Annotated in this window: 26 protein-coding genes and 1 pseudogene; 13 read left to right on the forward strand and 14 right to left on the reverse strand. The window is 66.3% G+C overall.

The genetic code is table 11. The features are described 5' to 3' along the window. Window positions 1-116 precede the first annotated feature (116 nt). Window positions 117-641: a DUF1254 domain-containing protein gene (locus tag ACJH6I_RS21275; RefSeq protein ID WP_406784458.1), complete on the forward strand. Its 525-nt coding sequence runs from the start codon at window positions 117-119 to the stop codon at window positions 639-641. Here the strand turns inward: ACJH6I_RS21275 and ACJH6I_RS21280 are convergent. Further along, a complete protein-coding gene (locus ACJH6I_RS21280; RefSeq protein WP_406784459.1) occupies window positions 638-2,545 on the reverse strand; it encodes an acyl-CoA dehydrogenase in 1,908 nt (635 codons plus the stop codon). The two genes, ACJH6I_RS21275 and ACJH6I_RS21280, sit on opposite strands and share 4 nt — an antisense overlap. 66 nt (window positions 2,546-2,611) lie before the next feature. Here ACJH6I_RS21280 and ACJH6I_RS21285 point away from each other — a divergent pair, with 66 nt between their 5' ends. Together ACJH6I_RS21285 and ACJH6I_RS21290 are read left to right on the forward strand one after the other, a co-directional pair. Beyond that, the gene (locus tag ACJH6I_RS21285) at window positions 2,612-3,244 is read left to right on the forward strand and encodes a TetR/AcrR family transcriptional regulator (RefSeq protein ID WP_318984655.1); all 633 of its coding nucleotides are present in this window, start codon (window positions 2,612-2,614) and stop codon (window positions 3,242-3,244) included. Between the two features lie 17 nt (window positions 3,245-3,261). Continuing rightward, window positions 3,262-4,311, forward strand: coding sequence for an oxygenase MpaB family protein (locus ACJH6I_RS21290; protein WP_346414869.1), 1,050 nt, complete (start codon window positions 3,262-3,264; stop codon window positions 4,309-4,311). Here the strand turns inward: ACJH6I_RS21290 and arsB are convergent. Together arsB and ACJH6I_RS21300 are read right to left on the reverse strand one after the other, a co-directional pair. Further along, a pseudogene (arsB, locus tag ACJH6I_RS21295) lies at window positions 4,308-5,776 on the reverse strand (ACR3 family arsenite efflux transporter). The gene ACJH6I_RS21290 and the pseudogene arsB overlap by 4 nt on opposite strands. Beyond that, the gene (locus ACJH6I_RS21300; RefSeq protein ID WP_212808161.1) at window positions 5,773-6,198 is read right to left on the reverse strand and encodes an ArsI/CadI family heavy metal resistance metalloenzyme; all 426 of its coding nucleotides are present in this window, start codon (window positions 6,196-6,198) and stop codon (window positions 5,773-5,775) included. The pseudogene arsB and the gene ACJH6I_RS21300 overlap by 4 nt, the downstream one beginning before the upstream one ends. A gap of 101 nt (window positions 6,199-6,299) precedes the next feature. On the opposite strand from ACJH6I_RS21300, the gene ACJH6I_RS21305 reads away from it, so the two are divergent. Continuing rightward, complete coding sequence (locus tag ACJH6I_RS21305; protein ID WP_212808160.1) at window positions 6,300-6,653, forward strand: Rv2640c family ArsR-like transcriptional regulator; 354 nt, start codon at window positions 6,300-6,302, stop codon at window positions 6,651-6,653. A 25-nt stretch (window positions 6,654-6,678) separates the two neighbouring features. Here the strand turns inward: ACJH6I_RS21305 and ACJH6I_RS21310 are convergent, their stop codons facing one another. The 4 genes from ACJH6I_RS21310 to ACJH6I_RS21325 all read right to left on the reverse strand — a co-directional run bounded on the left by ACJH6I_RS21310 (window position 6,679) and on the right by ACJH6I_RS21325 (window position 9,068). Further along, entirely contained in the window at window positions 6,679-6,918 is a 240-nt protein-coding gene (locus ACJH6I_RS21310) for a hypothetical protein (RefSeq protein WP_318984659.1), read from the reverse strand. A 121-nt stretch (window positions 6,919-7,039) separates the two neighbouring features. Further along, a complete protein-coding gene (chrA, locus tag ACJH6I_RS21315) occupies window positions 7,040-8,197 on the reverse strand; it encodes a chromate efflux transporter (protein ID WP_244872691.1) in 1,158 nt (385 codons plus the stop codon). A gap of 38 nt (window positions 8,198-8,235) precedes the next feature. Beyond that, complete coding sequence (locus tag ACJH6I_RS21320) at window positions 8,236-8,688, reverse strand: lipoprotein LpqH (protein ID WP_212808159.1); 453 nt, start codon at window positions 8,686-8,688, stop codon at window positions 8,236-8,238. Between the two features lie 104 nt (window positions 8,689-8,792). Continuing rightward, on the reverse strand, window positions 8,793-9,068 hold the full coding sequence (locus ACJH6I_RS21325; protein WP_318984660.1) for a hypothetical protein: 276 nt from the start codon (window positions 9,066-9,068) through the stop codon (window positions 8,793-8,795). Between the two features lie 174 nt (window positions 9,069-9,242). Here ACJH6I_RS21325 and ACJH6I_RS21330 point away from each other — a divergent pair, with 174 nt between their 5' ends. Next, window positions 9,243-9,563 (forward strand): DUF732 domain-containing protein, encoded by a 321-nt coding sequence (locus ACJH6I_RS21330; RefSeq protein WP_212808157.1) that lies wholly within the window; start codon window positions 9,243-9,245, stop codon window positions 9,561-9,563. A 1-nt stretch (window position 9,564) separates the two neighbouring features. Here the strand turns inward: ACJH6I_RS21330 and ACJH6I_RS21335 are convergent, their stop codons facing one another. The 5 genes from ACJH6I_RS21335 to ACJH6I_RS21355 all read right to left on the reverse strand — a co-directional run bounded on the left by ACJH6I_RS21335 (window position 9,565) and on the right by ACJH6I_RS21355 (window position 13,802). Beyond that, a complete protein-coding gene (locus ACJH6I_RS21335) occupies window positions 9,565-10,707 on the reverse strand; it encodes a glycoside hydrolase family 76 protein (protein ID WP_318984661.1) in 1,143 nt (380 codons plus the stop codon). A gap of 15 nt (window positions 10,708-10,722) precedes the next feature. Next, window positions 10,723-11,388: an RNA methyltransferase gene (locus ACJH6I_RS21340; RefSeq protein WP_318984662.1), complete on the reverse strand. Its 666-nt coding sequence runs from the start codon at window positions 11,386-11,388 to the stop codon at window positions 10,723-10,725. Continuing rightward, the gene (locus tag ACJH6I_RS21345; RefSeq protein ID WP_318984663.1) at window positions 11,381-12,292 is read right to left on the reverse strand and encodes a hypothetical protein; all 912 of its coding nucleotides are present in this window, start codon (window positions 12,290-12,292) and stop codon (window positions 11,381-11,383) included. Before ACJH6I_RS21345 ends, ACJH6I_RS21340 begins: the two co-directional genes overlap by 8 nt. A 25-nt stretch (window positions 12,293-12,317) precedes the next feature. Beyond that, complete coding sequence (ttfA, locus tag ACJH6I_RS21350) at window positions 12,318-13,130, reverse strand: trehalose monomycolate transport factor TtfA (RefSeq protein ID WP_212808153.1); 813 nt, start codon at window positions 13,128-13,130, stop codon at window positions 12,318-12,320. A gap of 66 nt (window positions 13,131-13,196) precedes the next feature. Further along, a complete protein-coding gene (locus ACJH6I_RS21355) occupies window positions 13,197-13,802 on the reverse strand; it encodes a TetR/AcrR family transcriptional regulator (RefSeq protein WP_318984664.1) in 606 nt (201 codons plus the stop codon). Window positions 13,803-13,871: 69 nt separating this feature from the next. On the opposite strand from ACJH6I_RS21355, the gene ACJH6I_RS21360 reads away from it, so the two are divergent. Next, window positions 13,872-14,861 (forward strand): Rieske 2Fe-2S domain-containing protein, encoded by a 990-nt coding sequence (locus ACJH6I_RS21360; RefSeq protein WP_406784460.1) that lies wholly within the window; start codon window positions 13,872-13,874, stop codon window positions 14,859-14,861. A 4-nt stretch (window positions 14,862-14,865) separates the two neighbouring features. After that, window positions 14,866-15,942 carry a dihydrodipicolinate reductase gene (locus ACJH6I_RS21365; RefSeq protein WP_318984666.1) on the forward strand — a complete coding sequence of 359 codons (1,077 nt, stop codon included), beginning with the start codon at window positions 14,866-14,868 and terminating at the stop codon, window positions 15,940-15,942. 230 nt (window positions 15,943-16,172) lie between these two features. Here the strand turns inward: ACJH6I_RS21365 and clpB are convergent, their stop codons facing one another. Then, on the reverse strand, window positions 16,173-18,719 hold the full coding sequence (gene clpB / locus ACJH6I_RS21370; RefSeq protein WP_318984667.1) for an ATP-dependent chaperone ClpB: 2,547 nt from the start codon (window positions 18,717-18,719) through the stop codon (window positions 16,173-16,175). Between the two features lie 174 nt (window positions 18,720-18,893). On the opposite strand from clpB, the gene ACJH6I_RS21375 reads away from it, so the two are divergent. Genes ACJH6I_RS21375 through ACJH6I_RS21395 form a run of 5 tightly spaced genes read left to right on the forward strand, consistent with a single transcriptional unit; the run spans window position 18,894 to window position 23,059 of the window. Then, window positions 18,894-19,559, forward strand: coding sequence for a GAP family protein (locus ACJH6I_RS21375; RefSeq protein WP_346414879.1), 666 nt, complete (start codon window positions 18,894-18,896; stop codon window positions 19,557-19,559). A gap of 15 nt (window positions 19,560-19,574) precedes the next feature. Continuing rightward, window positions 19,575-20,198, forward strand: a complete 624-nt coding sequence (locus ACJH6I_RS21380) for a CYTH domain-containing protein (protein WP_346414880.1) — start codon at window positions 19,575-19,577, stop codon at window positions 20,196-20,198. Continuing rightward, on the forward strand, window positions 20,198-21,364 hold the full coding sequence (locus ACJH6I_RS21385) for an FAD-binding oxidoreductase (protein WP_318984670.1): 1,167 nt from the start codon (window positions 20,198-20,200) through the stop codon (window positions 21,362-21,364). The genes ACJH6I_RS21380 and ACJH6I_RS21385 overlap by 1 nt, the downstream gene beginning before the upstream one ends. Window positions 21,365-21,378: 14 nt before the next feature. After that, on the forward strand, window positions 21,379-22,278 hold the full coding sequence (locus tag ACJH6I_RS21390; protein WP_406784461.1) for an aldose 1-epimerase: 900 nt from the start codon (window positions 21,379-21,381) through the stop codon (window positions 22,276-22,278). Between the two features lie 37 nt (window positions 22,279-22,315). Then, window positions 22,316-23,059 carry a potassium channel family protein gene (locus ACJH6I_RS21395; protein ID WP_212808144.1) on the forward strand — a complete coding sequence of 248 codons (744 nt, stop codon included), beginning with the start codon at window positions 22,316-22,318 and terminating at the stop codon, window positions 23,057-23,059. A 12-nt stretch (window positions 23,060-23,071) separates the two neighbouring features. On the opposite strand, the gene ACJH6I_RS21400 is transcribed toward ACJH6I_RS21395, so the two are convergent. After that, the gene (locus ACJH6I_RS21400) at window positions 23,072-24,631 is read right to left on the reverse strand and encodes a hypothetical protein (protein WP_406784462.1); all 1,560 of its coding nucleotides are present in this window, start codon (window positions 24,629-24,631) and stop codon (window positions 23,072-23,074) included. Between the two features lie 297 nt (window positions 24,632-24,928). Between ACJH6I_RS21400 and ACJH6I_RS21405 the strand changes: the two genes are divergently transcribed. Beyond that, window positions 24,929-25,231, forward strand: coding sequence for a WXG100 family type VII secretion target (locus ACJH6I_RS21405; RefSeq protein ID WP_135357213.1), 303 nt, complete (start codon window positions 24,929-24,931; stop codon window positions 25,229-25,231). Window positions 25,232-25,413 lie beyond the last annotated feature (182 nt).

The raw sequence follows: 25,413 nt of genomic DNA on the forward strand, positions 1-25,413 counted from the left end.
GAATCAGTCTCTAGATGTCAAGACTTCAGGCAGCGCCGTCCTGCACAGTGGGATGAGCGGACCGAACCCGGCCCGCGACCAACCATGGGCCACACCCGGATTGGAGCACGGCCGTCATGTCAGCAGCCGATGTCCTGCCGTGGTGCGGCACGTTGTCCATCGCCATGGCTGCACTGGTGATCCTGGCCGGCCCCACGGCTCGCCGGGCCTATCGCGCCGAAGGTGCGACCGCACCCCGCCGCTGCCCACTGCAGCAACTCATGCGGACGAGCACCACCGACGCCATGTACGTCGACCGGTTCCTCGACGTGAACGCCGAGCCCTGGGTGCTGACACTGCCGGACGCCGCCGATCGCAGATACCTGTTCCAGGTGCTCTCCGGCCGGGCCGACGTGTTCGATGACGCCGACGAGCACGTCGCCTGGACGACGCCGCAGACCTATGCCATCACCGGGCCGAGCTGGAACGGCGAACTGCCTGCCGGTGTCACCGAACACCGCTCGCTCGCCCCGATCATCTGGCTGCTGGGCCGCATCGAGTGCACGGGCACGGCCGAGGACCGCGCCGCCGCACAGGAGCTGCTGGACCGGATTTCGCTGGTTCCATTGAGTGCCTACGTCACTCAGTTCGTGTCCGACTAGGGCGCCATCTCGTACCGACCTGCCAGGTCCCGCACCGTACGGACCATGCGCTCCAGGCGTTCCGGGTCGCCCACCGGTTCCACGATCAGATCCAGCGCGAGCTTCTTCTGCGCCGCGGTGGCGGTCGGCTTGCAATGCAGCGTGGTGGCGTGCCGGGAGAAGTCGGTGACCAGAACCTCGAAAAGCTGGTCCAGCACGTCGTCGTCGGTGTGGTCGATGACGGCCTGCTCAAGGATCAGCTGCGCGTAGGGCAGCAACGTGAACAGCTCACCGATCGCGAACAGGAAATCGACGTCGTTCTGCTGCTGGGCGGTCGGTGTGGCCGCAGCCAGCAGGGTCTGGAACCCGTTGGCCTGCTTGAGGAACACCGCGACGTTGGGGATGTGCTCGAACTGCCCGAAGATGAATCGCCAGTCCGCAAACGCCACCCGCCCGAGGCCACGGCTGGGACCCTGACGGAACAGGAAGTCGTCGTTGGTGAAGTCCCGACGGCGGCGCACCACCGGCAGGCGGTCGGACCGCAATGCCGCCGGCGCCACCGGAATTCGCGCCACGCGCGGGATGAGTGCCGAGCCGGCCGCACGTAGGCCGGTGGCCAGTGCCCGCGTAGCCGCGTTGGGCGAGTACTCGACGGGAAGCTGCTGCAGCGCCAGCAGTCCGGCGTCGGCGGGACGGAACATGAAGTTCTGCATGAACTTCAGCGACAGCGCCATGTTGACGTGCACAGTGCCTTCCAGGCGCGGCAGACCGGTCGAACCCAGCAGCGCCATCCCGAAGAACATGTCGTTCTCGAAGCCACGCGCGGCGATCGTGTCCGACAGCAGCGTGATGATCTTCTCGCCCTCACGAGTGACGGTCATCTTCTCGATGGCGTTGAACAGCAGGTAGCGCCGATCAGTCGAGGACGCTGACCGCATGTAGTCGATGGCGCGCTCGCTGTAGAGCTTCATGCCGACCAGCCGGGCGTAGGCCTCGGTCAGCATGCGGCGGATCTGCGGGAACTCGGTGACGTGCTTTCCGAACAGGATTCGATTCTCGGCGTGCGTGACGGCCTCGTACATGGCGTGCTCACACGTGCCGATGGAACCGAAGCCGAGGTTGAACTTGCCGATGTTGACGGTGTTGATCGCGGCGTGGAACGCGCCCTTGCCGGCGTGCAGGATGTCCTCTGTGGCGACCGGGTAGTTCTCCAGATCGAAAGCGGCGACGTACATCTGGCCGTTGACGACGTTCTTTCGCAGCTTGTAGTCGGCATGCTGGCTGTCGGCCGCGAAGAAGAGATACCCCTCGAAATCCTCGTCGGGCTTGCCGCCGTCCAGCGCGGTCGAGCTGTCCAGGATCGGCTTGTCGGCCCGGCGGCCGAACACCGACACCATGCGAGCCAGGTTGCCGTTGCCGATGTAGTACTTGCCGCCGTTCGCCCGGTAGCCGTCGTCGACCGGCGTCAGCACCATGTCCGTCGAGTACACGTCCGCGCCGTGCTCCTTCTCCGACAGGCCGAACGCGAAGATCTCCCCGGCCTCGAGAAGCTGGGCAGCCCGCTTGCGGGCCGCGGTGTTGGATGACTGCCAGATGGGGCCGAGCCCCAGGATCGTGACCTGCCAGACGTACCAGTACTGCATGCCGTAGAAGCCGAGGATCTGGCTGAACATCGCGTTGCGTGCGGTGTCCCAGCGCTTGTCGGGGTTACCGTCGGCTTCCGATGCCGGCGTCAGGAACGTCGCGAAAACCCTTTCCTTCTTGAGGAATTCGATGAACTCCGCGTACCAGACGCGGTCGCGGTCCTGCTGCGTCAGCCAGGCCTTGCCGTGGCTCTCGAAGAACTCGATGGTGGCGATGAAGATCTGCTGGGTCCGCTCGTCAAAGTCGGCGAAGTCCGGCTTGTGCGGGTTGAGCATGGTCATGGCGAGCAATCCTACAAGGATGAAGAAAAATTATTCAAACAAGAATAATCCTGCTACATTCAGTTCATGGCCACCGACGCCGCAACGAAGCCCCGCGAGCGGGCCGCCCACCTGGGCCCGGAGCGCCGCCGTCCGCAGATCCTCGATGCCGCACTACAGATCGCTGCGGAATTCGGCACCGCGGCGGTGACCATCGGCGCCGTGGCCACCCACCTCGGCGTCACCCGGCCGGTTGTCTATTCGTGCTTCAAGGACCGCGTGGAACTCCTTGCCGCCCTGCTGGATCGCGAAGGCGAGTCGTTGCGCGAAACCCTGCTGGCGGCGCTGCACACCGGCCGCGGCGACGACCCGGAGGCGGCGTTCATCGACGGCTATCGCGCGCTGCTGCACGCCGTCGAGGACCAGCCGGATACCTGGCGTTTCGTCTACCTGGCGCACGCCGACCCGGCGGTCGCCGACATGGTCGCGGAGACCCGCCGCGCACTCGCGAGCAGCTCGTCGCGCTGGATCGCACCGGCACTGACGACGTGGTGGCAGACCACCGACCTCAATCGCAAGATGCCGGTTCTGACCGAACTGTTCGTGTCGTCCAGCGAGGCGGCGGTCCGGTCCCTGCTCGACCCCGAGAACGACTGGGACGCAGACAATCTCGGTGAGTTTTACGGACGACTCATGTGCCGCGCGTTCGCCGCGGCCTGACGATCAAGGAGTAAGTCGTGCCCCAGCCAGTGCAACCCCTCGCCGACTACGGCTTCTTCGGCCCCGGCACCGTCACCTGGAAGGTATGGGGACACACCACCACTCCGGTGACGGGCCTGCAGCGCGCTGTCGTGGTCGAGGAACTCGACCCGTCGCTGATCGCGGCCGTCGATGCCACACAGGCCAACTACGACCGGCCGCGCACCCGGTATGACCGCACCGTCCGGTATTTCGCAACTGTCGCGTTCGGCGACAGCGAGTCCGTGGTCAAGGCCGCCGACGTGCTGGTGAAGGTGCACTCGAAAGCGATTGGCACAGAGCCGGTCAGCGGCAACAAGTACGACGCCAACAACCCGCACTCACAGCTGTGGATCCTGCTGACCGGATGGCATTCGGTACTGACCGCCTACGAGATGTACGGCGGCGGCAAGCTCACCCCCGAGGAAGAGAACCAGTACTGGGAAGAGTGCGCCGTCGCGGCCGAATTCCAGACCTGCGACCCGGCCGACGTACCGCGTACCAGCGCCGGTGTTCGCGCGTACTTCGACGAGATGCGCCCACATCTGGCGGTCAGTGAAGCGGCCCGCGCCATGATGGACCACCTGCTCAACGCCAAGGTCGTACTGCCGCCGGCGCCGTGGGCGCTCAAGCCGGTCGTCGAGCTCATCAACCTCGTCCTGCGCGCGGGCACGATTGCCACCATGCCGCGTTGGATGCGCAAGCTCAGCGGTTTCGACCAGCCCCGCGTCGTCGACATCGCCGTGCGCCCGGTACTCAAGGTTGCCTACGGCATCGTCGATCGAAGCCCACGGCTGAAACTCGCAGTGGCGCAGCTGATCGCGCCGTCGGTGACCCAGGTGGCCGCGCCGTACATCCTCGGCATCCCGGCGATCACCGATGCCGTGTTCACTCCAGAAGAGGCGCGCCGCCGCTACGGATTCGTCAAACCCGCTGACGCACACCACGATCTGCGGGCCAAGCAGCAGCAACGGGTGTTCGGCGAAGGGCAGGCTCCCAGCGACGAGGGCTTGATCGAGTCGCAGGCGTACCTCGGGAGTCTCGCCTAGCGCGGCAGCAGTTCGGCGACCAGGTCCCGGACCCGCTCGGCAATGGCATCGCGGATGGGCCGGACGGCCTCGATGGGTTGCCCCGCCGGGTCATCGAGTTTCCAGTCCCGGTAGGACACCCCCGGAAAGTACGGGCAGGTGTCACCGCAGCCCATGGTGATCACCACGTCGCTCGCTTCCACCGTGTCAGCCGTCAGCACCTTGGGCGCTTCGGCCGTGATGTCGATGCCGAGTTCGGCCATGGCCGCGACCGCGACCGGGTTGATCGCATCGGCGGGAGCCGTTCCCGCAGAACGTACTTCGATCTGCCCGTCGGACAGCTCAGTCAACAGCGCGGCCGCCATCTGCGACCGGCCGGCGTTGTGCACGCAGACGAACAGCACGCTGGGTTTGGGGCTCATGCGGGCACACTCCTCAGCCGCGGCCGCAGCGCCAGCGACAGATACACCAGCGCTACCAGAACCGGCACTTCGATCAGCGGCCCGACGACGCCGGCCAGGGCCTGGCCGGAGGTCGCGCCCCACGTCGCGATGGCGACGGCGATGGCCAGTTCGAAGTTGTTACCCGCCGCGGTGAACGCCAGCGTCGTGGTGCGTTCGTAGCCGAGTCCGAGGGCGGCTCCCAGCACGTAACCACCGACCCACATGATCGCGAAGTAGACCAGCAGCGGGAGCGCGATACGGGCGACGTCCCATGGGCGAGTGGTGATCTGATGCCCTTGCAGCGCAAAGAGGATCACGATGGTGAACAGCAACCCGTACAGTGCCCACGGCCCGATCCGGGGCAGAAACGTCGACTCGTACCAGGTGCGGCCCTTGACGTTTTCCCCGAGACGACGTGACAGGTAGCCGGCTGCCAACGGGATGCCGAGGAAGATCAGGACCGATTTCGCGATCTGGCCGGGCGACGTTGCGATCGAAGTCTGCGGCAGATGCAACCAGCCCGGGAGGACCGACAGATAGAACCAGCCGAGCACCGCGAACATCAGCACCTGGAACACCGAATTGAGCGCCACCAGAACGGCCGCGGCCTCTCGGTCGCCGCACGCCAGGTCGTTCCAGATGATCACCATGGCGATGCACCGCGCCAGACCGACAACGATGAGTCCGGTCCGGTACTCGGGCAGGTCCGCGAGGAACAGCCAGGCCAAGGCGAACATCAAAGCCGGGCCGAGCAGCCAGTTCAGCACCAGCGACGACACCAGCAGCTTGCGGTCGGAGGTGACGGTGTCGAGCCGGTCGTACCGGACCTTGGCCAGCACCGGATACATCATGATCAGCAGGCCCAGCGCGATCGGCAGCGAAATGCCGTCCACCTGAACCTTTTCCAGCACGACGTCCAGTCCGGGGACCCAGCGGCCCAGCAAGAGCCCGGCCGCCATCGCCAACCCGATCCAGACCGGCAGATACCGGTCGAGCGTCGAGAGTCGAGCTGTCGCCGGAGCGGCGTCAGCGGTCTGCGTCATGCCTGCGCCCCGCAGCACACCGCATCGTCCGATCCACTCGGGGCCGCGCCGAAGGTGTCACTGTCGGCGAGGACGGTGTAGACCTCCCAGCGTTCCCCGCCGGGGGCGGTCACCCACACCTTGTCCTGCGTGGCGAAGCAACAGGTGGTGCCGATCTCCTCTTCGGTGAACATCCCTGCGTCGGTGAGGCGGGCGATCTCCGCGTGCACGGCGTCGCTGGATTCGACCTCCACGCCCAGGTGGTTGACCGACCCGCCGTGTCCCGGGTTCTCGAGCAGCACCAGTTTGAGCGGCGGATTCGCGATCGCAAAGTTGGCGTAGCCGGGCTTCACCTTGGCCGGCTCGGCGCCGAAGAGGTTGCGGTAGAAGGCGATCGACTCGTCGAGGTTGTCGACGTTCAGAGCCAGCTGGACACGAGACATTGCAGACCTCCTGGGGTATGTGACGTATGTCGAATCTGCGCGCAAGACTGTTCTACGCACCTTTTCGATATATGTCAACAAGCTGGGGTATCATCGGTGCCATGCCCAAGGCACTGCCCGTGATCGACATGTCGGCGCCGTTGTGCTGCGCCCCGGTAGCCGCGAGCCCGACGGATGACGCCGCGGCCCTCGACCTGGCCATGCGGCTCAAGGCACTCGCCGACCCCGCGCGTGTGAAACTGATGTCGCTGCTGTTCACGTGTGACGAGCCCTGTACCACCGGCTCCCTCGCCGCCGTTGTGGGCCTGGCCGAATCGACGGTCAGTCACCACCTCGGCCAGCTACGCGCCGCCGGGTTCGTCATATCCGAACGTCAGGGCATGAACGTGCACCACACCCCGCGGCGCGACGCACTCGCCGCGCTGTGCCGGGTGCTCGACCCGAATTGCTGCTGACAGCCCTCGCAGGCCCTGCGGACTTCTAGGCGCAGATGGTGACGTATGGGACGGTCAGGCACGGCGGCGGGTAGTAGCCGGGGCCCCAGCCGCGGTTACTACCCCAGCCGCGGCCGTGACCGTGGTGATCATCCCAATCACCGTCACCCCAACCCCAGCCGTGGTCCATCGGGATCGTCCCCGGACCGACCGCCGGCGAGGCGCTCGCGATACCCGAGCCGAAGCCCAAACCCGCAGCCACGAGGCCCAAGACGAGTGTTGTCATCGATGCAATCGTTCTGAACTTGGCCATGGCCAACCTCCGAAACAACAAATACAAATAGGCAATAACTGCACCTCAATTGTAAGACGGTCGGGCGGTCGATGACATTCCCCGACCGGACAGATCAGCCCGGCAAGGGCAGGCCGAATGCGGTGGCGAGGACGCCGGCCCCGGCGGCCAGCAGCAAGGTGATCACGACGTTGACCCGGCTGAACACCGCGACCACCGCCACCGCCAGCACGACGTACTGCCAGGTCTGGCTGATCGACATGGCCAGTGGCACCGCCGAGCCGAGGATGGCACCGACAGCGGCCGGACCCGCGCCGTCCAGGAAGGCCCGCACGTATCCATTGCTGCGAATCCGGTCGAAGTGCCTGGCGCCCAACAGGATGAACAGGAACGACGGGCTGAAGGCCACCACCGAGGCCAGCACCCCGCCGAGCAGTCCCGCGGCGGCATAGCCGACGACGGCGACAGTCTGCACCACCGGTCCCGGCGTGATCTGGCCCAGCGCAACAGCATTGAGGAACTGCGCCCCGGTCATCCAGTGGTAGTGGTCAACGGCATCGGCCTGCATGAGCGGAATGATGACGAAGCCGCCGCCGTACGACAGCGCGCCGACCTTCAACGCCACCCAGCACAGCGAACCCAGCGTGCCCAGCGCGAGGGACTGGAACGCCAGGACCGGCATGCTGCGAGCACCGGACCGGGGCAGCGTCGTCGTCCGCACCAATTCGATTGCGCCACAGGCCAACAACACCACCACCAGCCACGGGCCCAGCAGCGCCGCCGCGACCGCGCCCGATGCGACATACCCCAGCCACCGGATGGAGCTGCTACGCCGCTGCCAACTGGCAGGAACCAATGCGGCCCCGGCATGGACGGCGACGGCGGCCACCGCCGCGCCCGCGCCGGCCCCGGCGGCCAGCACCCACCGTGGTGGGGAACCGGCCAGGAACAACGCCGCCAGGCCGAGGATGACGATGAGCCCCGGAATGATGAATGCGGCGCCACCCACCAGCGCACCCAGGCGGCCACGGACGCGCCAGGCGCAATAGATCGACAGCTGCGTCGACGCCGGCCCCGGCAACAGGTTGCAGGTGGCGATCGCGTCTTCGAACTCGGTGGCACCGATCCAGCGGCGCCGCTCCACGCACAGGCTGCGTAACAGCTTGATGTGCGTGGGCGGCCCACCGAAACCGATGCATCCGATGGTGCCCCACTCACGCAGTACGGTGCCCAGGGACACTCGGGGCGATGCATCCTCTGCCGGGGTGGTCACGACCAATCATCCTGGCGGGTCACGCCGTATCGCGCACCTTACGGGCAGGCGACATCCATCTCGAAGCTCTTGCTCACCTGCTGCGGCGACCGCGGATTGCTCAGGTCACTACCGCTGGCGGTGCCCTTGATCGCGTACGACTTGCCCCGCACGGCGGCGACGGCCTGGTCCGCCTCGCCGGGCTCGGAGCTCGTGAACCCCAGCGCGACACCGTCGACGGTGCCGAGCCCGACGGTACGAACCTGTGGCGGATCGCTCGTCGTCACCACCGCGCCGACCCCGCTGGAGATGTCGCCGATCCCGATCGTGACGTTGTCACCCGCCCGGTGGCAGGTCACCCCACCGCTCACCGGCCGCTGCTGTCCGTCAACGATGACCTGCGGCGCGCGCAAGCCCGAATTCGGTGAGCCGGCAGTCGGTTTGGAGTTCTCCGTGGAACAACCGGCCAGTCCTAGCGCGACCACACCGATCACGAGAGTCTTGCGTACCAACGTTCTCCTCCTTCGCGTCCGGGATATCTGGCGGTACAGGCCAGGGGTTCCCCAGAGCGAAGGAGCCGAATCGTCAGCGGCAGAGAATCGTCAGCGGCAAAGAGCTACGGGCAAACGGTCACGATGCCGGCGGGGCCGGTAACGCAGGGCAGGTTGACATAGACCTCAGGGCCATCCCAGCCCGGACCACGCCAGCCGGGTGCACCCCAACCGCGGCCGGGGTGTCCGTCCCAGTCGTCGTGGCCGTGGCCCCAGCCGCGGTCCAGCGGAATCGTGGCGGGGTCGTGCGCCGGAGCAGCGCTCGCGATTCCGGCACCGACACCCAAAAGCGCAGCTCCCAGGCTTGCGGCAAGGGCTGTAGTCGACGCAATCTTCTTCATCGTGGCCATGGCCATCCTCCGAAATAAGCAAAAAATCAAAATGCAATATGCGGTCTAAGTATATGACGCTGACGCTGCTGAAGAAATTCCGGTGGTCGGCGACGAGCGACTCCGCCCGGGATCGCCGAGCCTCGCGTAGCCTGTCAGCAAACCGATCTTGCATGGGGGATCCCAATGAAGCGCACACGCACAGCAGCTCTGTTCGCGGCGGTCTCGTCGGCGGCCGCCATCGTGATGGCGGTCCCCGCCCACGCCGACGACCAGATCGACCCGATGTTCCTGCAGGCCGTGCACGACAAGGGCATCCTGATGCCGAACAGCACCGCCATCAAGCTCGCGCACGGCACCTGTAGCGCGATGCGCAGCGGCGGCGTCAACTCGGCACTGAGCTACCTGAAGAAGAACGCCGGCAACCTGTCCAATGACGACGCCGTCAAGTTCGGCGGACTGGCCATCTACGCGTACTGCCGCGAGTTGACGCCGAAGGGGCAGTAGGTCAGGACTCCCCGGCCTCAGCGGTCAACGTGTGGGCCGCTTCCATCAGCATCCAGCCGGCCACCTGTACCGACAGGTCGCGTTCCGGGATATCAGACGAATTCACCGCGCCGTCAACGGATTTCGCCTGCTCGCCGGTGTCCTTCGGCAGCTCGGCCGCACGGTTCCAGAACGCGCCGAACAGCGGGATGCCGTTGACGGACTGCCGGTAGTCCCACGCCGATTCCGCTGATTTGAGCACCAGCTCGCGCGCGGTCGTCCTGGCCGCGTCGTCCGCCTCGGTATCCCCCGGCAAGGTCGTGGCCACCAGCGTCAGGTAGCGGGCCAGGATGGCGCCGAACAGGCCACCGTCGCCGCCACCCGCGCCCCTGATCACGCCGTCGTCCAGCATGTGGTCCTTGACCGCTGCCACCAGGCGGTGCACCCGCTCCGCGTGCCGCGGATCGCCGGTACGCACGGCCAGCTCCACTTCCAGGCCCAGCACCACGCCCTGGCAGTACGTGTACTGGGCGCGCACCATGGAACCGCCCTTGATGCCGTCGAACACCAGGTGCGTATCGGGGTCGATCAGCGTGCCGTCGATCCAGTCGGCCATCTGCTGTGCCCGTCGCAGGCGGTCGTGGCGGGCCAGGAAGATGCCGGCCGGACCGTTCGCCGGTGCGTTGAAGAACTGGTCCTGTTTGCGCCACGGGATGCCGCCGCCGTCCTCGGGCACCCACGCGTTGAGGAACTGGTCGGCAAACGTCTTGAGCGCCTTGGGCCGGGCCACCCCGACCAACTGGCCGGACCGCTCCAGTGCGAGCGCCAGCCACGCCATGTCGTCGTAGTAGTTGTTGGTCCAGGACCCGTTGTTGCGCAGGCGATGTCCGCGGATCTGACGGCTGATGCGGGCGACGCGGTACTCCTGGGGGTCGCGCAGTTGCGCATCGATCATGCAGTCCAGCAGGTGCGCCTGCCACCAGTAGTCCCAGCTCTTGAACAGCCGGTCGGCACGCGTCGACGGCCAGGCCACCACGCCCAGCTGGGTGCCGGGTATCCCCCAGAGCCGCCGGATATGCCGGTTGAACACCGCCGTCTCGGCGCTGGCCGCACGGTTCGCCCAGACTGCATCCCCGTCGCTCCGCTCCACCGGACGCTGATCCATGCGTTCCATCCTGCCCTACCAGGCCCGATCCAGTCCTGCGTGTTGAGTGATCCAGGTGTGCATGACGATCCCGGCGGCCACCCCGGCGTTGATGCTGCGGGTCGAGCCGAATTGCGCGATGGACACCGTCATCATCGACCCCGTCTTGGCGTCGTCGGTGATGCCCGGCCCCTCCTGCCCGAAGATCAGCAGGCACGCGCGGGGCAGCGTCGTCTCTTCCAGCCGCACCGAGCCGGGCACGTTGTCGACGGCCACCGGCGTCAGCCCGTTGGTTTCGGCGAACGCCAGCAATTCCGCCGTGGTGGCGTGGTGCATGAGTCGCTGGTAGCGGTCAGTCACCATGGCGCCCCGGCGATTCCACCGCCGCCGGCCGACGATGTGCACGGTGTCCACGGCGAACGCGTTGGCGGTGCGGACCACCGCGCCGATGTTGGCGTCGTTGCCGAAGTTCTCGATCGCGATGTGCAGCGGGTGCCGGCGCTGGTCGATGTCGGCGATGATCGCCTCCCGCGTCCAGTACCGGTAGGCATCGACGACGTTGCGAGAGTCGCCCTCACGCAACAACTCCGGGTCGTAGCGTGGATCGTCGGGCAGCTCGCCCGGCCACGGGCCGACGCCGGGTCCGGCGCCCCATTCGGTGGGTCCGGGCACATCGGCGTGGTCGACGATCTGGTCAGTCACGCGAAATCCACACCGCCGCATGTGTTCCCACCACGGTGACGGTGGCGTAGAGCAGCGCCTGGTTGATGTCACCCTGCGTACACAACGACGCGCGGGTGTTGATCGCCCCGACCTTCGAGTCGGGCAGCACCAGCAGCGTCGCACCGTAGACGTCGCACATGTGCGACAGGCCGGGCGGTGGCAGCGTCGGCGCCACCGCGATCATCAGCGGCCCGCCGCGCTTGGCCGAGTCATCTTTGTACCTGCTTGCCAGACCCCCGATTTCGAGGCCGAGCAGCATGTAGCCCTTGCCGGTGAACGCCGTCGGATCCCCCAGCGCCGCCGGGATCAGCTGCCCACCGTCGGCCCGGAACCCGTCGACGCTGGTGGCCTTGAGCGTCAGTCCGGTGTCGGACTCGTTCGTCGGCGTCAGCCCGACGGGGTACGCCGCACCGTAGGCGACGGTGGTGTCCTTGATCCGGTCGGCGGGCGAGTACAGGTAGACGCCACGCACCTGGGTCTGATCGCGCATCGGGCCCAAACAGACTGTGCCCGTGACCTTGTCCGGGTTCTGCACGACGGCCGGGTTGATCTTGAGGTTGGGGACGCCGACGCAGCCACCGATCAGGTTCGATTCGAGGGGGTGCGCCAGTGCGCCGTACAGGCCGAAGCGCAGTGTCTCGGGCTTGGCGTGTTCACCGCCGGCCTTCGCGGCTGCCAGATCGACGTCGATCAGCACCTGATCGTCTTGGAAGCGCAGGTTGGACACCGAGACGTTCCAGCCCAGCAGCGCCTGCGACTCCCCGACTTTGGCGCTGGGCGCACCGAAGACGACAGAGCTGGTGGAACCATCGCTCGAACACGCGACCAGCACGCCGGCCAGCAGCACAGTCAGCAGCCGCGAGGCCAACCTGCGAAAAGACATGCGGCCAAGGTTAGCCGCAGGCGAATCAGCGCTGATAATTCGGCGCGGGACGGCCGTTACGGGCCGGCGCGAACTGCGTGTAGCGCCCGACGTCGGCGCGGCCGGGGGCCTGGTTGCTGCGGCCGGTGGGCAGTTCGTTCTGACGCATCGGGCCGGCGCTGAGCGGGCGGCTCGGCGAACCGCTGCGACGGGCGACGGCCTGGCCGGCGACGCTGTTCTGGCCGGACGGCACCGGCGGCAGCACCCGCAGCAGGTCGTTGAACTGGCGGACGGTGCGCAGACCCTCGTCCCACTGGGCGCGGGTGCTGGTGATCGGCATGGACACCAGCGTCCAGTTCTGCTCGTTCCACATGATCTCGGCGCAATCCGGGGCGGTGTGCGAGAACGTCACCATGCGGCGGTCGCAGGCGCGACGGGCGGCATCGAGGTTCGTGGAGTAGACCATGCGGGGCCCGATGGCGCCGAGCAGCCAGATGTCGTTTTCCCGCGGTTCCGGGATGTCCTTGAGGCGGACGTCCATGGCCACGTTGGTGCCGACCTTGCGGTGCAGGGCGATGACGGTGGCAACGTCGTCGAGGTCGAAGATGAACACGGCCTCGCCGCGGATCTGTCCGAGGACGACGTTGCGGGCGTGCACGTTCTCACCGACGGTCGACATGATGCCGCGGCTCCACCGCTTGACCAGGTCGGGAGTCTCGTGTTCGTAGTCGAACCCGTGGGACTTCGCCCATGACTTGCGGCGCCGGCCGAGGCCACGTCGACGGTCGATGTCGACATACAGCAGCACTGCCGCACCCACGAAGCAGAGTGCGGAAAGCGTGAACCAGAGCGGGACCATCGGACCAAGCCTACTGGTTGGTACCCGAAATGCTCGAACTCGAATTGGTTACAAGCTGGTCACGTGCTATTTGAGGTAGGCCACGATCGCGTTTGTGAGCCCCCGCCGGGCCGCGTCGAGGTCGGTGTAGGTACCGAGCTGGCGTTCGGAGGCGATTCCGCGCATCGCGCCGGGGATGAACGAGGCCACCTCGCGCACCCGCTCGGGGTCGACGTCCAGGTCGGCGAAGGCCTGTTGGCAGGTCTGCAGCCAGCTCTGCCCCCATGACGACAGTTCGGCGGCGGTCTTCGGGTACAGCCGTTCCAGCTCGGCGTGGTCTCGTGGCAGCGCCGCGCGCAGGTTCTCGATGGCCCGCGAATCGCCGATGGTCAGGCCGTCGTAGAGCAGGTCGATGATGGTCGCGACGCGTTGGTGCAGCGTAGTGGCGCTGTCGTGGTGGCTCAGCATGCCCGCGCGGCGCTCGGCGGTACGGCGCAGGACGGCGGCCCAGAAGCCGTCGATATCGCCGAACTGGTACTTCACGGCACCCCAGGTGACGCCGATCTCCTTGGCGATCCGGTTGGCCGATACCGCGCCCGGATCGCCGGTGGCCAGCGCCTTGCGCGCGGCCTCCAACATGCTCTCCCGGGTGGCGTCACCGCGCTTGTTGGTTCGTCGTGCCGCCGCGGTCATCGTCCGAGATTAGCGCAGTTTCGCAGAACCCTCTTTCAAAGTTTCACAGAACCTCCTACGATTCGGCTCATGGCCAAACCCACGCTGCCCATGAAGCCGACGGGATGGTTCCAGGTCGCCTGGTCGGACGAGGTGGAAGTCGGCGTGGTGCACGCCATGAAGTACTTCGGCGAGGAGATGGTCGCCTGGCGCGCCGAATCCGGCGCCGTCACCGTCATGAACGCCTACTGCGAGCATCTCGGCGCCCACCTCGGCTTCGGCGGCCACGTCGTCGGCGAGACCATCCAGTGCCCGTTCCACGGCTGGCAGTGGAACGCCGAAGGCCGCAACGTCTGCATCCCCTACCAGGACCGGCCCAACCGCGGCCGCCGGATTCGCACCTACCCCGTCACCGAACGCAACGAGGCCATCTACATCTGGCACGACGTCGAGGGCCGGGAGCCGTTCTTCGAGGCGCCCGACGTGTTCGCATCGTTCAACGACGGCAGCAGCGCCGCCGACTACTACCCCCAGCAGCGACTGTTCCGCGAAACCCTCGAGCTGCATCCGCAGTACGTCCTGGAGAACGGCGTCGACTTCGCGCACTTCAAGTTCGTGCACCAGACGCCGATCGTGCCGGTGTTCACCCGGCACGACTTCGCGGCACCGGTCTCCTACGTCGACTTCACGATCACTTTCGAGGGCAGCGACCAGCAGTCGATCGAGGATGTCCGCAGCGGAGTCGAGGCGATCAACGGCGGTCTCGGCATCGCCGTCACCAAGAGCTGGGGCATGATCGACAACCGCACCATCTCGGCCGTCACCCCCGTCGACGAGTGCACCTCCGACGTGCGATTCATGGTCTACATCGGGCGGACTCCGGGCAAGGACAGCCCCCGGGCCGCCGAGCGCGCCGCCGCCTTCGGCGACGAGGTGATCCGGCAGTTCACCCAGGACATCCACATCTGGTCGCACCAGCGCTATTCGGATCCGCCGGCGCTGGCCACCGCCGAATACGAGGGCTTCACCGCAATCCGCAAGTGGGCCATGCAGTTCTATCCCGAAACCCCGAAGGGCTGACCAGATGTCCAAGATTCGCGTCTTCCAGGTGGCAACCGGCAACGTCGGTACCGAGATGATCAGGCGCATCGGCAAGCGTCCCGACCTCGAGTTGGTCGGATTGCATTGCTACACACCGGAAAAAGTGGGACGCGATGCCGGCGAGATCGCGGGTATCGGACCGATCGGCGTCATCGCCACCGGCTCGGTCGACGACATCATCGCCGCGAAACCCGATGTCCTCACCTTTCACGGCGTCTTCCCCGACGAGGATCTGTACGTGAAAGTCCTTGAGGCCGGGATCAATATCGTGACGACGGCCGACTGGATCACCGGCTGGCACCGCGACACCAACCACCCGCACCCCTCGGGCACGCCGGTGTCGCAGCTGCTGGCCGAGGCCTGCGCCAAGGGCGGGTCGACGTTCTACGGCACCGGCATGAATCCCGGCGTCAACCAGATCCTGGGCGTGGTGTGTTCGGCCGACGTCGCCGAGATCGAGAACGTCACCACCATCGAATCCGTCGACGTGTCGTGCCACCACAGCAAGGACACCTGGATCGAGGTGGGATACGGCCTGCCCGTTGATGATCCGTCGATCCCGGCGAAACTGGAGAAGTACACGCGGGTGTTCGCCGACAGTGTGCTGATGATGGCCGACTGCTTCGGGCTCGAACTCGACGAGGTGACATTCAGCGCGGAACTCGGCGCCTGCACCAAGGATGTCGACCTGGGCTGGTACACGCTGCCGAAGGGCTCCCTTGGCGGCAACTACATCAAGTACCAGGGCATGGTCGACGGGGTGCCGCGCATCGAGACGCACCTGGAATGGCAGATGACGCCGCACACCGACCCGAGCTGGAACATCAAGGGCTGCTACATCACTCAGATCAAGGGTGACCCGTGCGTCTACAACAAGCACATGATCTACCCGAAACCCGGTGTGGACCTGTCGAATCCGGACAACTTCGCCTCGATCGGCATGACCGTGACGGGGCTGCCCGCACTCAACGTCATCGCCTCGGTGGTCAAGGCCCCGCCGGGACTGTTGACGAGCGCCGACGTGCCGCTGCGTGGTTTCGCGGGCCGGTTCAACATCTGATGCCCAGCGAAAAGTACGTAGCTTCAATCACTAGGCACTTGCATCCGGCCCGACAGAAGCCAGGGACCGTTCTGGGCCCTCAGACGTCCGTCAGTTCAATCTCCAACTGGAGATGGCAGTCCGGTTGAACTCATGCACTTTTCGTCGGCACTGTTGCGCAACCCAAGCGAAAACCCCCTATTTCCAAAGAAATAGGGGGTTTTCACATCTACTCGGGAACTACCTGAGACTCAGCCGAGCACCAGGCTCTCGCCGTCTTCGCTGACGTTCACCGGGACGGTGTCGCCGTCGTGCACCTCGCCGGCCAGCAGCTTCTTGGCCAGCTGGTCGCCGATCGCCTGCTGCACCAGCCGGCGCAGCGGGCGCGCGCCGTACAGCGGGTCGAAGCCACGGTCGCCCAGCCACTTCTTGGCGTCCAGCGAGACCTCCAACTGGAGCCGCCGCTGAGCCAGCCGCTTCTGCAGCTGCTGCAGCTGGATGTCGACGATGGACACCAGCTGGTCCGGGTTCAGCGCGTCGAAGATCAGCACGTCGTCGAGCCGGTTGATGAACTCCGGCTTGAACTTGGCACGCACCGCCGCCATCACCTGATCCGGAGTACCTCCGGCGCCCAGGTTGGACGTCAGGATCAGGATGGTGTTGCGGAAGTCGACCGTGCGGCCCTGACCGTCGGTCAGCCGGCCTTCGTCGAGCACCTGCAGCAGCACGTCGAAGACGTCCGGGTGGGCCTTCTCGACCTCGTCGAACAGCACCACCGTGTACGGCCGTCGCCGCACCGCCTCGGTCAGCTGACCGCCGGCGTCGTAGCCGACGTAGCCGGGAGGGGCACCGACCAGACGAGCCACCGAGTGCTTCTCGCCGTACTCGCTCATGTCGATGCGGACCATCGCGCGTTCGTCGTCGAACAGGAACTCCGCCAACGCCTTTGCCAGCTCGGTCTTACCGACACCGGTCGGACCCAGGAACAGGAACGAACCCGTCGGGCGGTTGGGGTCGGCGACCCCGGCCCGGGCCCGGCGCACGGCGTCGGACACCGCAACCACCGCTTCGGCCTGGCCGATGACGCGCTTGCCCAGCTCGCTCTCCATCCGCAGCAGCTTGGCCGTCTCACCCTCGAGCATGCGGCCGGCCGGGATGCCCGTCCACGCCGACACCACGTCGGCGATGTCGTCGGGGCTGACCTCTTCCTTGAGCATGACGTTCTCGCGGGCCTCGGCAACGGGCAGCGCCGCGTCGAGTTGCTTCTCGACCGCGGGGATCCGGCCGTACCGCAGCTCGGCAGCCTTGGCCAGATCGCCGTCGCGCTCGGCCCGGTCGGCCTCACCGCGCAACGTCTCCAGCTGTTCCTTGAGCTCGCGGACGATGTCGATGGCGTTCTTCTCGTTCTGCCACCGGGTGGTCAGCTCGGAGAGCTTCTCCTTGTAGTCGGCCAACTCCGAGCGCAGCTTCTCCAGCCGCTCCTTCGACGCGTCGTCCTCTTCCTTGGACAGCGCCATCTCCTCGATCTCGAGGCGACGGACCAGTCGCTCGACCTCGTCGATCTCGACGGGCCGGGAGTCGATCTCCATGCGCAGCCGGGACGCGGCCTCGTCGACGAGGTCGATGGCCTTGTCCGGCAGGAAGCGGCTCGTGATGTAGCGATCGGAAAGAGTCGCCGCGGCCACCAGAGCCGAGTCCGTGATGCGCACACCGTGGTGCACCTCGTAGCGGTCCTTGAGGCCGCGCAGGATGCCGACGGTGTCCTCGACCGACGGCTCACCGACCAGCACCTGCTGGAAGCGGCGCTCCAGGGCGGCGTCCTTCTCGATGTACTTGCGGTACTCCTCGAGAGTGGTCGCACCCACCAGCCGCAGCTCGCCACGGGCCAGCATGGGCTTGATCATGTTGCCGGCGTCCATCGCGGACTCGCCGGTCGCGCCGGCACCCACGATGGTGTGCAACTCGTCGATGAAGGTGATGACCTGACCCGCCGAGTTCTTGATGTCATCGAGGACGGCCTTGAGCCGCTCTTCGAACTCGCCGCGGTACTTGGCACCGGCCACCATGGAACCGAGGTCCAGGGAGATGACGGTCTTGTCCCGCAGACTCTCCGGCACGTCACCTTGGACGATGCGCTGGGCCAGGCCCTCGACGATCGCGGTCTTACCGACGCCGGGCTCACCGATCAGCACGGGGTTGTTCTTCGTGCGCCGGCTCAGGACCTGTACGACACGACGAATCTCGTTGTCGCGACCGATGACCGGGTCGAGCTTGCCGTCCCGGGCGCGGGCGGTGAGGTCGGTGGAGTACTTCTCCAGCGCCTGGTAGCTGCCCTCGGGGTCGGGGCTGGTGACGCGGGCGCTGCCGCGGACCTTCACGAACGCCTCGCGCAGCGTCTGTGGCGCGGCGCCGTGGTTGACCAGCAGCTTGGCGACGTCGGAGTCGCCACTGGCCAGGCCGTACAGCAGGTGCTCGGTGGAGACGTATTCGTCGTCCATCTCGGTGGCCAGGTGCTGGGCAGCCGTCAGGGCTGCCACCGACTCACGAGACAGTTGCGGCGTCGAGTTGGCGCCACTGGCACTGGGCAGCTGGTCGATCAGCCGCTGGGCTTCGGCCCGGATGGCGGCGGGCTCGACGCCGACGGCCTCCAGCAGCGGTGCGGCGATGCCGTCATTCTGGGTCAGCAGAGCCATCAACAAGTGCGCCGGACGGATCTCCGGGTTTCCGGCGGCAGTCGCCGCCTGCAACGCTGAGGTCAGCGCCGCCTGAGTCTTCGTGGTCGGGTTGAACGAGTCCACGACACCTCCCTTTCGTCTACAGAAAAATGCTTGTCGCTGAGTTCAACGCCGTCAAGGTTGAGTCTGTTCCGCTCAAGTCTGAAAAATTTCCCGGCTGCCTATGATCTGGCTCACCCCGTAATACTGCCGCGCCCAACCGACAAGATCGACGGAAACGTAAGCAACAATGACCGCATGACAGATTGGGCTTCGGTCCTGACCGAACTGATTCCCCTCGCCTTGGTGATCGCCCTTTCTCCACTGTCGATCATTCCCGCGGTCCTGGTGCTGCACTCCCCCCACGCCCGCATCACCGGCTTGACGTTTCTCGCCGGCTGGCTCGTGGCCATCGGCGTACTCACCGGGGTTTTCGTCCAGCTGTCCGGCCTCATGCCCGAGGCCGGCCATCCGTCGACGACGGCGTCGTGGGTGCGCATCGTGATCGGCGTCCTGCTGGTCGTCTTCGGCATCTACCGGTGGGCCAACCGCAACCACGACGCGCCCGAGCCGGCCTGGATGCGGAAGCTGACCAGCGTCACCCCCGCCCGGGGTTTCGTGACCGCCGCGGTGCTCGCGCTCGTGAACCCGAAAGTGCTGTTCATGTGCGTCGCCGCCGGACTGGCGATCAGCACCGACGAACTCCCCCACGCGGCGGCCTTGGCGTCGGTGCTGTGGTTCACCGTGGTGGCGGGCAGCTCGGTCGCCATCCCGATCCTGACCTACGCCGCCGCCGGCGAGCGGCTGGACCCGGCCATGGCCCGCCTCGGCGCCTGGCTGCACCGCCAACACGCGGTACTGGTCGCCGGAATCCTGATCGTCATCGGACTTCTCGTGGCTTACAAGGGCCTGAGCCACCTCTAGGACTACCGTTTAACCATGTCCGAGTCCGGCTTCGGCGATTTCGAGTTCGAACGAAAGTTCCTCGTCCGCGACCTGCCCGCTGTCACAGCGTCCGACCCGAGCCCTGCCCTGATCGTGCAGGCCTACCTGTTCGCGTCCGATGGCTATGCCGTCCGGGTCCGCGTCCAGGGCCCCGCTCCGGCCGATCTCAGCGATCCGGCGGTGGACCTCATCGACGCCATCGGCAGCGACTCGATCGGCACCATGACCGCCAAGGGCCCGGCCACCGGCGGCACCCGCTATGAGGCCGAACGCGAACTCGATCCGCTGGTGGCCGGCGAAATCGTCCGTCGCGCCGAGCACGTCGTCACCAAGGTGCGGTACTCGGTGTGGCTGGGTGAGGACGGCTGGATCATCGACCGATTCACCGGCGGCAATGCCCCGCTCCTGCTGGCCGAGGTCGAGCGCGGCGGACCGGTGGTCGACCTCGCGATCCCGACGTTCTGCGTCACCGAGGTGTCCGAGGACGACCGGTTCCGCAACGAGTACCTGGCCCACCAGCCGTACGGCACGTGGGCCGACGCGCACCGGCGCGAACTCGACCGGCTGGGCCCCAGCTTCGTCAACACGTTGGGGCAGAACCACTTCGACGATGCCTGATGGGACTTGACGACCGCGAAGCGCTGATGACGGTGCGGGCCGTGGTCGACCCTGCGCGCGGCGGGGACGACGTGATCGGCCGCTTCTACACCCGGTGGTTCGCCGGCGACCTGTCGGCGCGCGACCTCTTCCCACCGGACCTGGCCGCCCAGCGCACCGCCTTCAGCCAGGCGCTGTTCTGGGTGCTGGGCGAATTCATCGAGCAGCGGGCAGAGGAGCCGGTGGCATTCCTGGCCCAGCTCGGCCGGGATCACCGCAAATACGGTGTGGGACATCAGCATTACGCGGCGCTACAGGACGCGCTGCTGACCACCCTGCGCGATGAACTCGGCGACCGCTGGGATGCCCGGGTCGCCGAGGCCACCACGCATGCCGTCGATCTGATCGTCGGCGTCATGCGCGGCGCGGCCGATGCCGAACAGACACCGCCCTATGTCGACGGCACCGTCGTCGAGCATCTGCGCGTCACCCGGGATGTCTCGGTGGTAAGACTGCAGCTCGACCAGGCGCTGCCGTATCACGCCGGGCAGTACGTCGCGGTGCAGGTGCCGCAGTGGCCGCGACGCTGGCGACACCTGAGTCCCTCGATGCCCTCAGATGCCAGCGGCGCCATCGAGTTTCACGTCCGCTCCGTCAGCGGCGGCATGGTGAGCACCGCGATCGTCAACCAGACCGCACCCGGCGACCGCTGGCGACTGTCCAATCCCCATGGCGGAATGCATGTCTCACGTTCCGACGGTGATGTGCTGATGGTGGCCGGCAGCACCGGACTGGCCCCGCTGCGGGCGCTGTTGATGAATCTGTGCCGCGAGGCCGAGAATCCGCGCGTGCACCTGTTCTTCGGCGGACGCTACCCCTGCGACCTGTACGACCTGCGTGTCCTGTGGGAGATCGCGGCCACCAATCCGTGGCTGTCCGTCACGCCGGTATCCGAGTACTCCACCGACCCGCCGTGGGCCGCCGACTATCCCGATGTGACGCCGCCGCGCGGGCTGCACGTCCGGCAGACCGGGCTGCTGGCAGACGTCGTGACGAGCTACGGCAGCTGGGGCGACCGGCAGATCCTGCTGTGCGGCGGGCCCGCGATGGTCACGGCGACCAAAGCCGCCCTGATCGCCAAAGGCGCACCACCAGAACGTATTCAGCACGACCCGTTGGCCCACTGACGCTGGAGGAATCGATGGCCGAACTCGACACCGTCGTCTTGCGCGACCCCGAGTCCGCGATGACGGCGACGTTCGTCCCCGGTGCCGGCATGATCGGCACGTCGTTCGCCGAAGGCGATCTCGAGTTCCTCGGCCAGCGCCGCGGCCTCGCGGCCTACCTGGCGAACGCCAAGACCATGGGCATCCCGCTGCTGTATCCGTGGGCGAACCGGTTGGGCGCCAACACATATGACGTCGACGGTGGCGTCGTCACGTTGACGCCCGGCTCCGGCGGTGTCCGTACCGACCCGCACGGCGCACCCATGCACGGTGTCCTGGCCGCGTACCCGGGTTGGGTGATCGTCGAGCAGTCCGCGAATTCTGTCACCGCCGCAGTCGATTTCAACCGGCCCGGCCTGTTGGCGTCGTTCCCGTTCCCGCATGTGCTGACGCAACGGGCCACGTTGGTGGGTCGTGTCCTGTCGGTCGAGACGACCGTCCGGCCGTCGGCCTCCGCGGCAGTGCCGCTGTGCTTCGGGTACCACCCGTACCTGACCATTCCGGGTGTGCCCCGCGAGGATTGGGTACTGGAGACGCCGGCGATGCGGCACCTTCCGACCGATGATCGCGGGTTGCCGTCCGGTGCTGTCGAGCCGTGGCCGGCGCAGTCCGCGCCGCTCGGCGACACCGCCTACGACGACGGCTTCGACCAAGTGCCCGACGGCGCGCAGTTCATCCTCAGTGGTGGCGACCACCGGATCGCGGTGACGTTCGAAACCGGCTACCCCGCCGCGCAACTGTTCGCGCCGCCCGGCGACGCCTTGGTGGCCATCGAGCCCATGGCCGCGCCCACCGACGCGCTGCGCCGGGGCGGCTACCGCGTCGCGGCGCCGGGGCGACCGGCGACAGCGCGGTTCTCGATCACGGTCAACTGAGTTCCGAAATCGCGGCCGGTGCCGCACACTTTCTGACGTGGATACGCAAGACCGCCTCGACCGGTGGGAACACCGCGCGGAGTGGCCCCTGGCCGCCGTCGCCGCCCTGTTCCTGGCCGCGTACAGCATCGAGGTCCTCGTCCAGCCGACGGGCCTGCTCGCCCGGCTCCTGACCCTGGTGACCTGGTTGGCGTGGGCGGTGTTCACGGCCGACTACGCGGCGCGGCTCTATCTGGCCCCCGACCGCAGGCAGTGGTTCTTCCGGCATCTGGTCGACCTCGCCGTCGTGCTGCTGCCGCTGCTGCGGCCGCTTCGTCTACTCCGGCTGGTCGTGCTCGTCGGTGCCCTGCAGAAGGCCATCGGCAACGCCATCCGCGGCAAGGTGATCATCTACACCATCTCGGGCGCCGTGCTGTTGGTGTACGTCGGGGCGCTGGCGGTGTACGAAGCCGAACGCGGTGCGCCCGACGCCCACATCACGAGCTTCGGACTGGCGGTGTGGTGGGCGATGACCACAATCACCACCGTCGGCTACGGCGACATGTACCCCGTCACCACCACCGGCCGAGTCATGGCCAGCCTCATGATGATCGGCGGTATCAGCCTGGTCGGTTCGATCACGGCGACCATCGCGTCATGGATCGTGCAGAGCGTTTCGATCGACGATCAGAAACAAGACGCCGTGACGGCGGCGCACATCGAAGACCTGCGGGGTGAGATCGCGCAACTACGGGAGTTGTTGCGCGACAAGGTGAGTGGAGATGCAACTCCGGTCAACTGAGCCGCCTCACAGCTAATCCCCCTCGTTCCGTTGGCCACACACAGCGCGTAGCGTGCCCGCGTTTGGATCGAAGGTCAGCACCAGAGAGTCACCAAGGCGAGCTCCAGCGGCCTTGGCGAGACGGCGAATTGATCCCATATTGGGCGCAGCGGGCTCGAACAGTGCCCATGCAACGGAGACGAACCCGCAGGATGTTTCGAAGTCACGGCGGTTCCCCGGCGTCACGCCAATCGCCTGCGCGACAGGTGGATCGATCGATAAGCCCGAACCTCGGAGAACCTGTGCGGTGACTGGGATTGCGATTCGGATACTGCCGTCGGACTGACGAACTGCGCCAGGCACGGTGCTCAGTAAAGGTATTGATGGCCATGCGTCTTCGGGGCGTCGGCAACGCACCATGCCCCGTTCGGTTACGAACGCCAGAGTCGCCAGGTACGTACGGACTGAGCTTTCCTTGATGTCCGGGAATGCCTTGAGCATGTCGTCAAGCAACGTCCGTACCGGCATCCGCCCGCCGGCAGCCTCGATACGGTTGGTCAGTTCTTGCGCGATGCCGCCGTACTCGGGATAACTCCACCCGGCCAAGGCCCATCCAGTTCGGCTCGTTCGCCTAAATGTGTCGTTGCCGTGCAACGCTTTCAGTACAGATTTGGCGCTGACCGAATCCCCCACCATGTCGCTGATTTCTTCGGCAGTCATCGGCCGCCCAGCAGCGTCCAATGCCACTACGATTTTGGCCCTGAGCCCAGAGCGCGGCGGCAGGTAGGCGCCGCCGATCCTGCTCAGTGCCAGCGTGTCCAAATACGGAGGCACTGCATCTCGCCGCATCCCTTCGGCTGTGAACTCCCCAGCCAGTGTCTCCAGGGTCTGGGCGTACCTTCCACGAAAGAGCCTCCGGACACAAGCATCGACCCGTCGAAGTCCGCCCTGCGACGCATCTTCGAACCAGTCCCCATGCTCCTTGTACGGCCCGGCGACGTACAGCAACAGCCGGGCGGCTTCGCTCGTCGGCTCTAGCCCCAGCTGCTGAATCTCTGACTCGACTGTTTCTCGCGGCACATAGATGCCGAGCCTGCGGCGCAATTCATCTGCCGACTGCCGGATCCGAAAGTGGCCAGGTTCGCTGAGTAGTTCCGCGAAGCGCGACCGAATCCGGCTCTCGTTTCGCCACAACCAGGTCGGGTGCACACCAAGCTCTTCGGCGAGTCGCTCTTGAGTGACTTGAGTGGATCCCCATGCTCGAGCGCGCAGAACGTGGTGGTCGCGCTCCCCGATGCCAGCCACCAATCGATCGAGCCCGTCTGCAAGCGACGGTTGAGGACCGTCCACAGAGTCCGCCAATTGGCTCACTGCGTCATGTGCTGCTGCCACGATCGACGCGACGGTACGGACCCCGCTCGATCGAGATTCAAGCAGTTCGGCGATCGTCGTTTCGGCGATGTCGGACCACGTTGTGTAGCGCGATGCGTACAAACTCCGCGCACGAGGCGGCAACTTTCCGTACGGAATGCGCAGGTTCGCGACCGCATCAAAGCCAGCGACGAGTTCACCAATCTGAGCGTCTTCGGACACCCACAATCTCGCTGCAGGATCGGTCGAGGCCACTGGCAAGAATCGCTCTAGGTATCTGCTTCAGATGGAGGTCGGGCCGCAGTCAGCGTCAAGCGCAAACTTGTGCTGTCGACGACAGCCCAATCCTATCGGGGCCATGACGCGCCACTCGAAAAGTCAGCGAAGCCACGCGCCTCGCACGATCTGCCCACACTTTTGGTGCAGGTAACCGCTCTTCCGGCCCACTATCCTTGTTGGGACGACTGATAACCGCCCCGGCGTAAAATCGGTCCGGGGTTGTCGTGTGAAGGGGGCGGCGTGGACGTAGTCAAGGTCGACACAGAGATGCTGCGGCATCAGGTGGCGAAACTCGAGGAGACTATCGGTCATCTCGAGTCGCATGAGAAGACGGTCGGGCACGCCATCGACTCATTCGGTGAGGCACTGAAGGGCGACACGGGCAAGGCCGTCGCGGCGGCTCTGAGCAGCTATCAGAAGGCGATGGCCGCACTGCGCACCGAGCAACACGGCATTACCGAAAAGCTGCACTCCGCGGTTGCGGCCTACGACTCGACCGACACCAACGCCGCCTCAGGCCTGACCCAAGCAATGCATCTGTAGGGGGACATCAATGGCCGAGCAAGAGTGGCACTTTGCGAAGATCGAGCAGACGGTCGGCGACCTCAAGGATGAGCACAAGCGGTTGAACGACGTTCTGGCCGAGGAGGAGCAATGATCAGAACCTGTGGATGAGCCTCGGCGAGGCGGCGTAGGAAAGGGCGCACCTTCCCGAGGATGATCTG

The sequence above is a fragment of the Mycobacterium sp. SMC-13 genome (genome assembly GCF_045311035.1).
Classification (GTDB): Bacteria; Actinomycetota; Actinomycetes; order Mycobacteriales; family Mycobacteriaceae; genus Mycobacterium.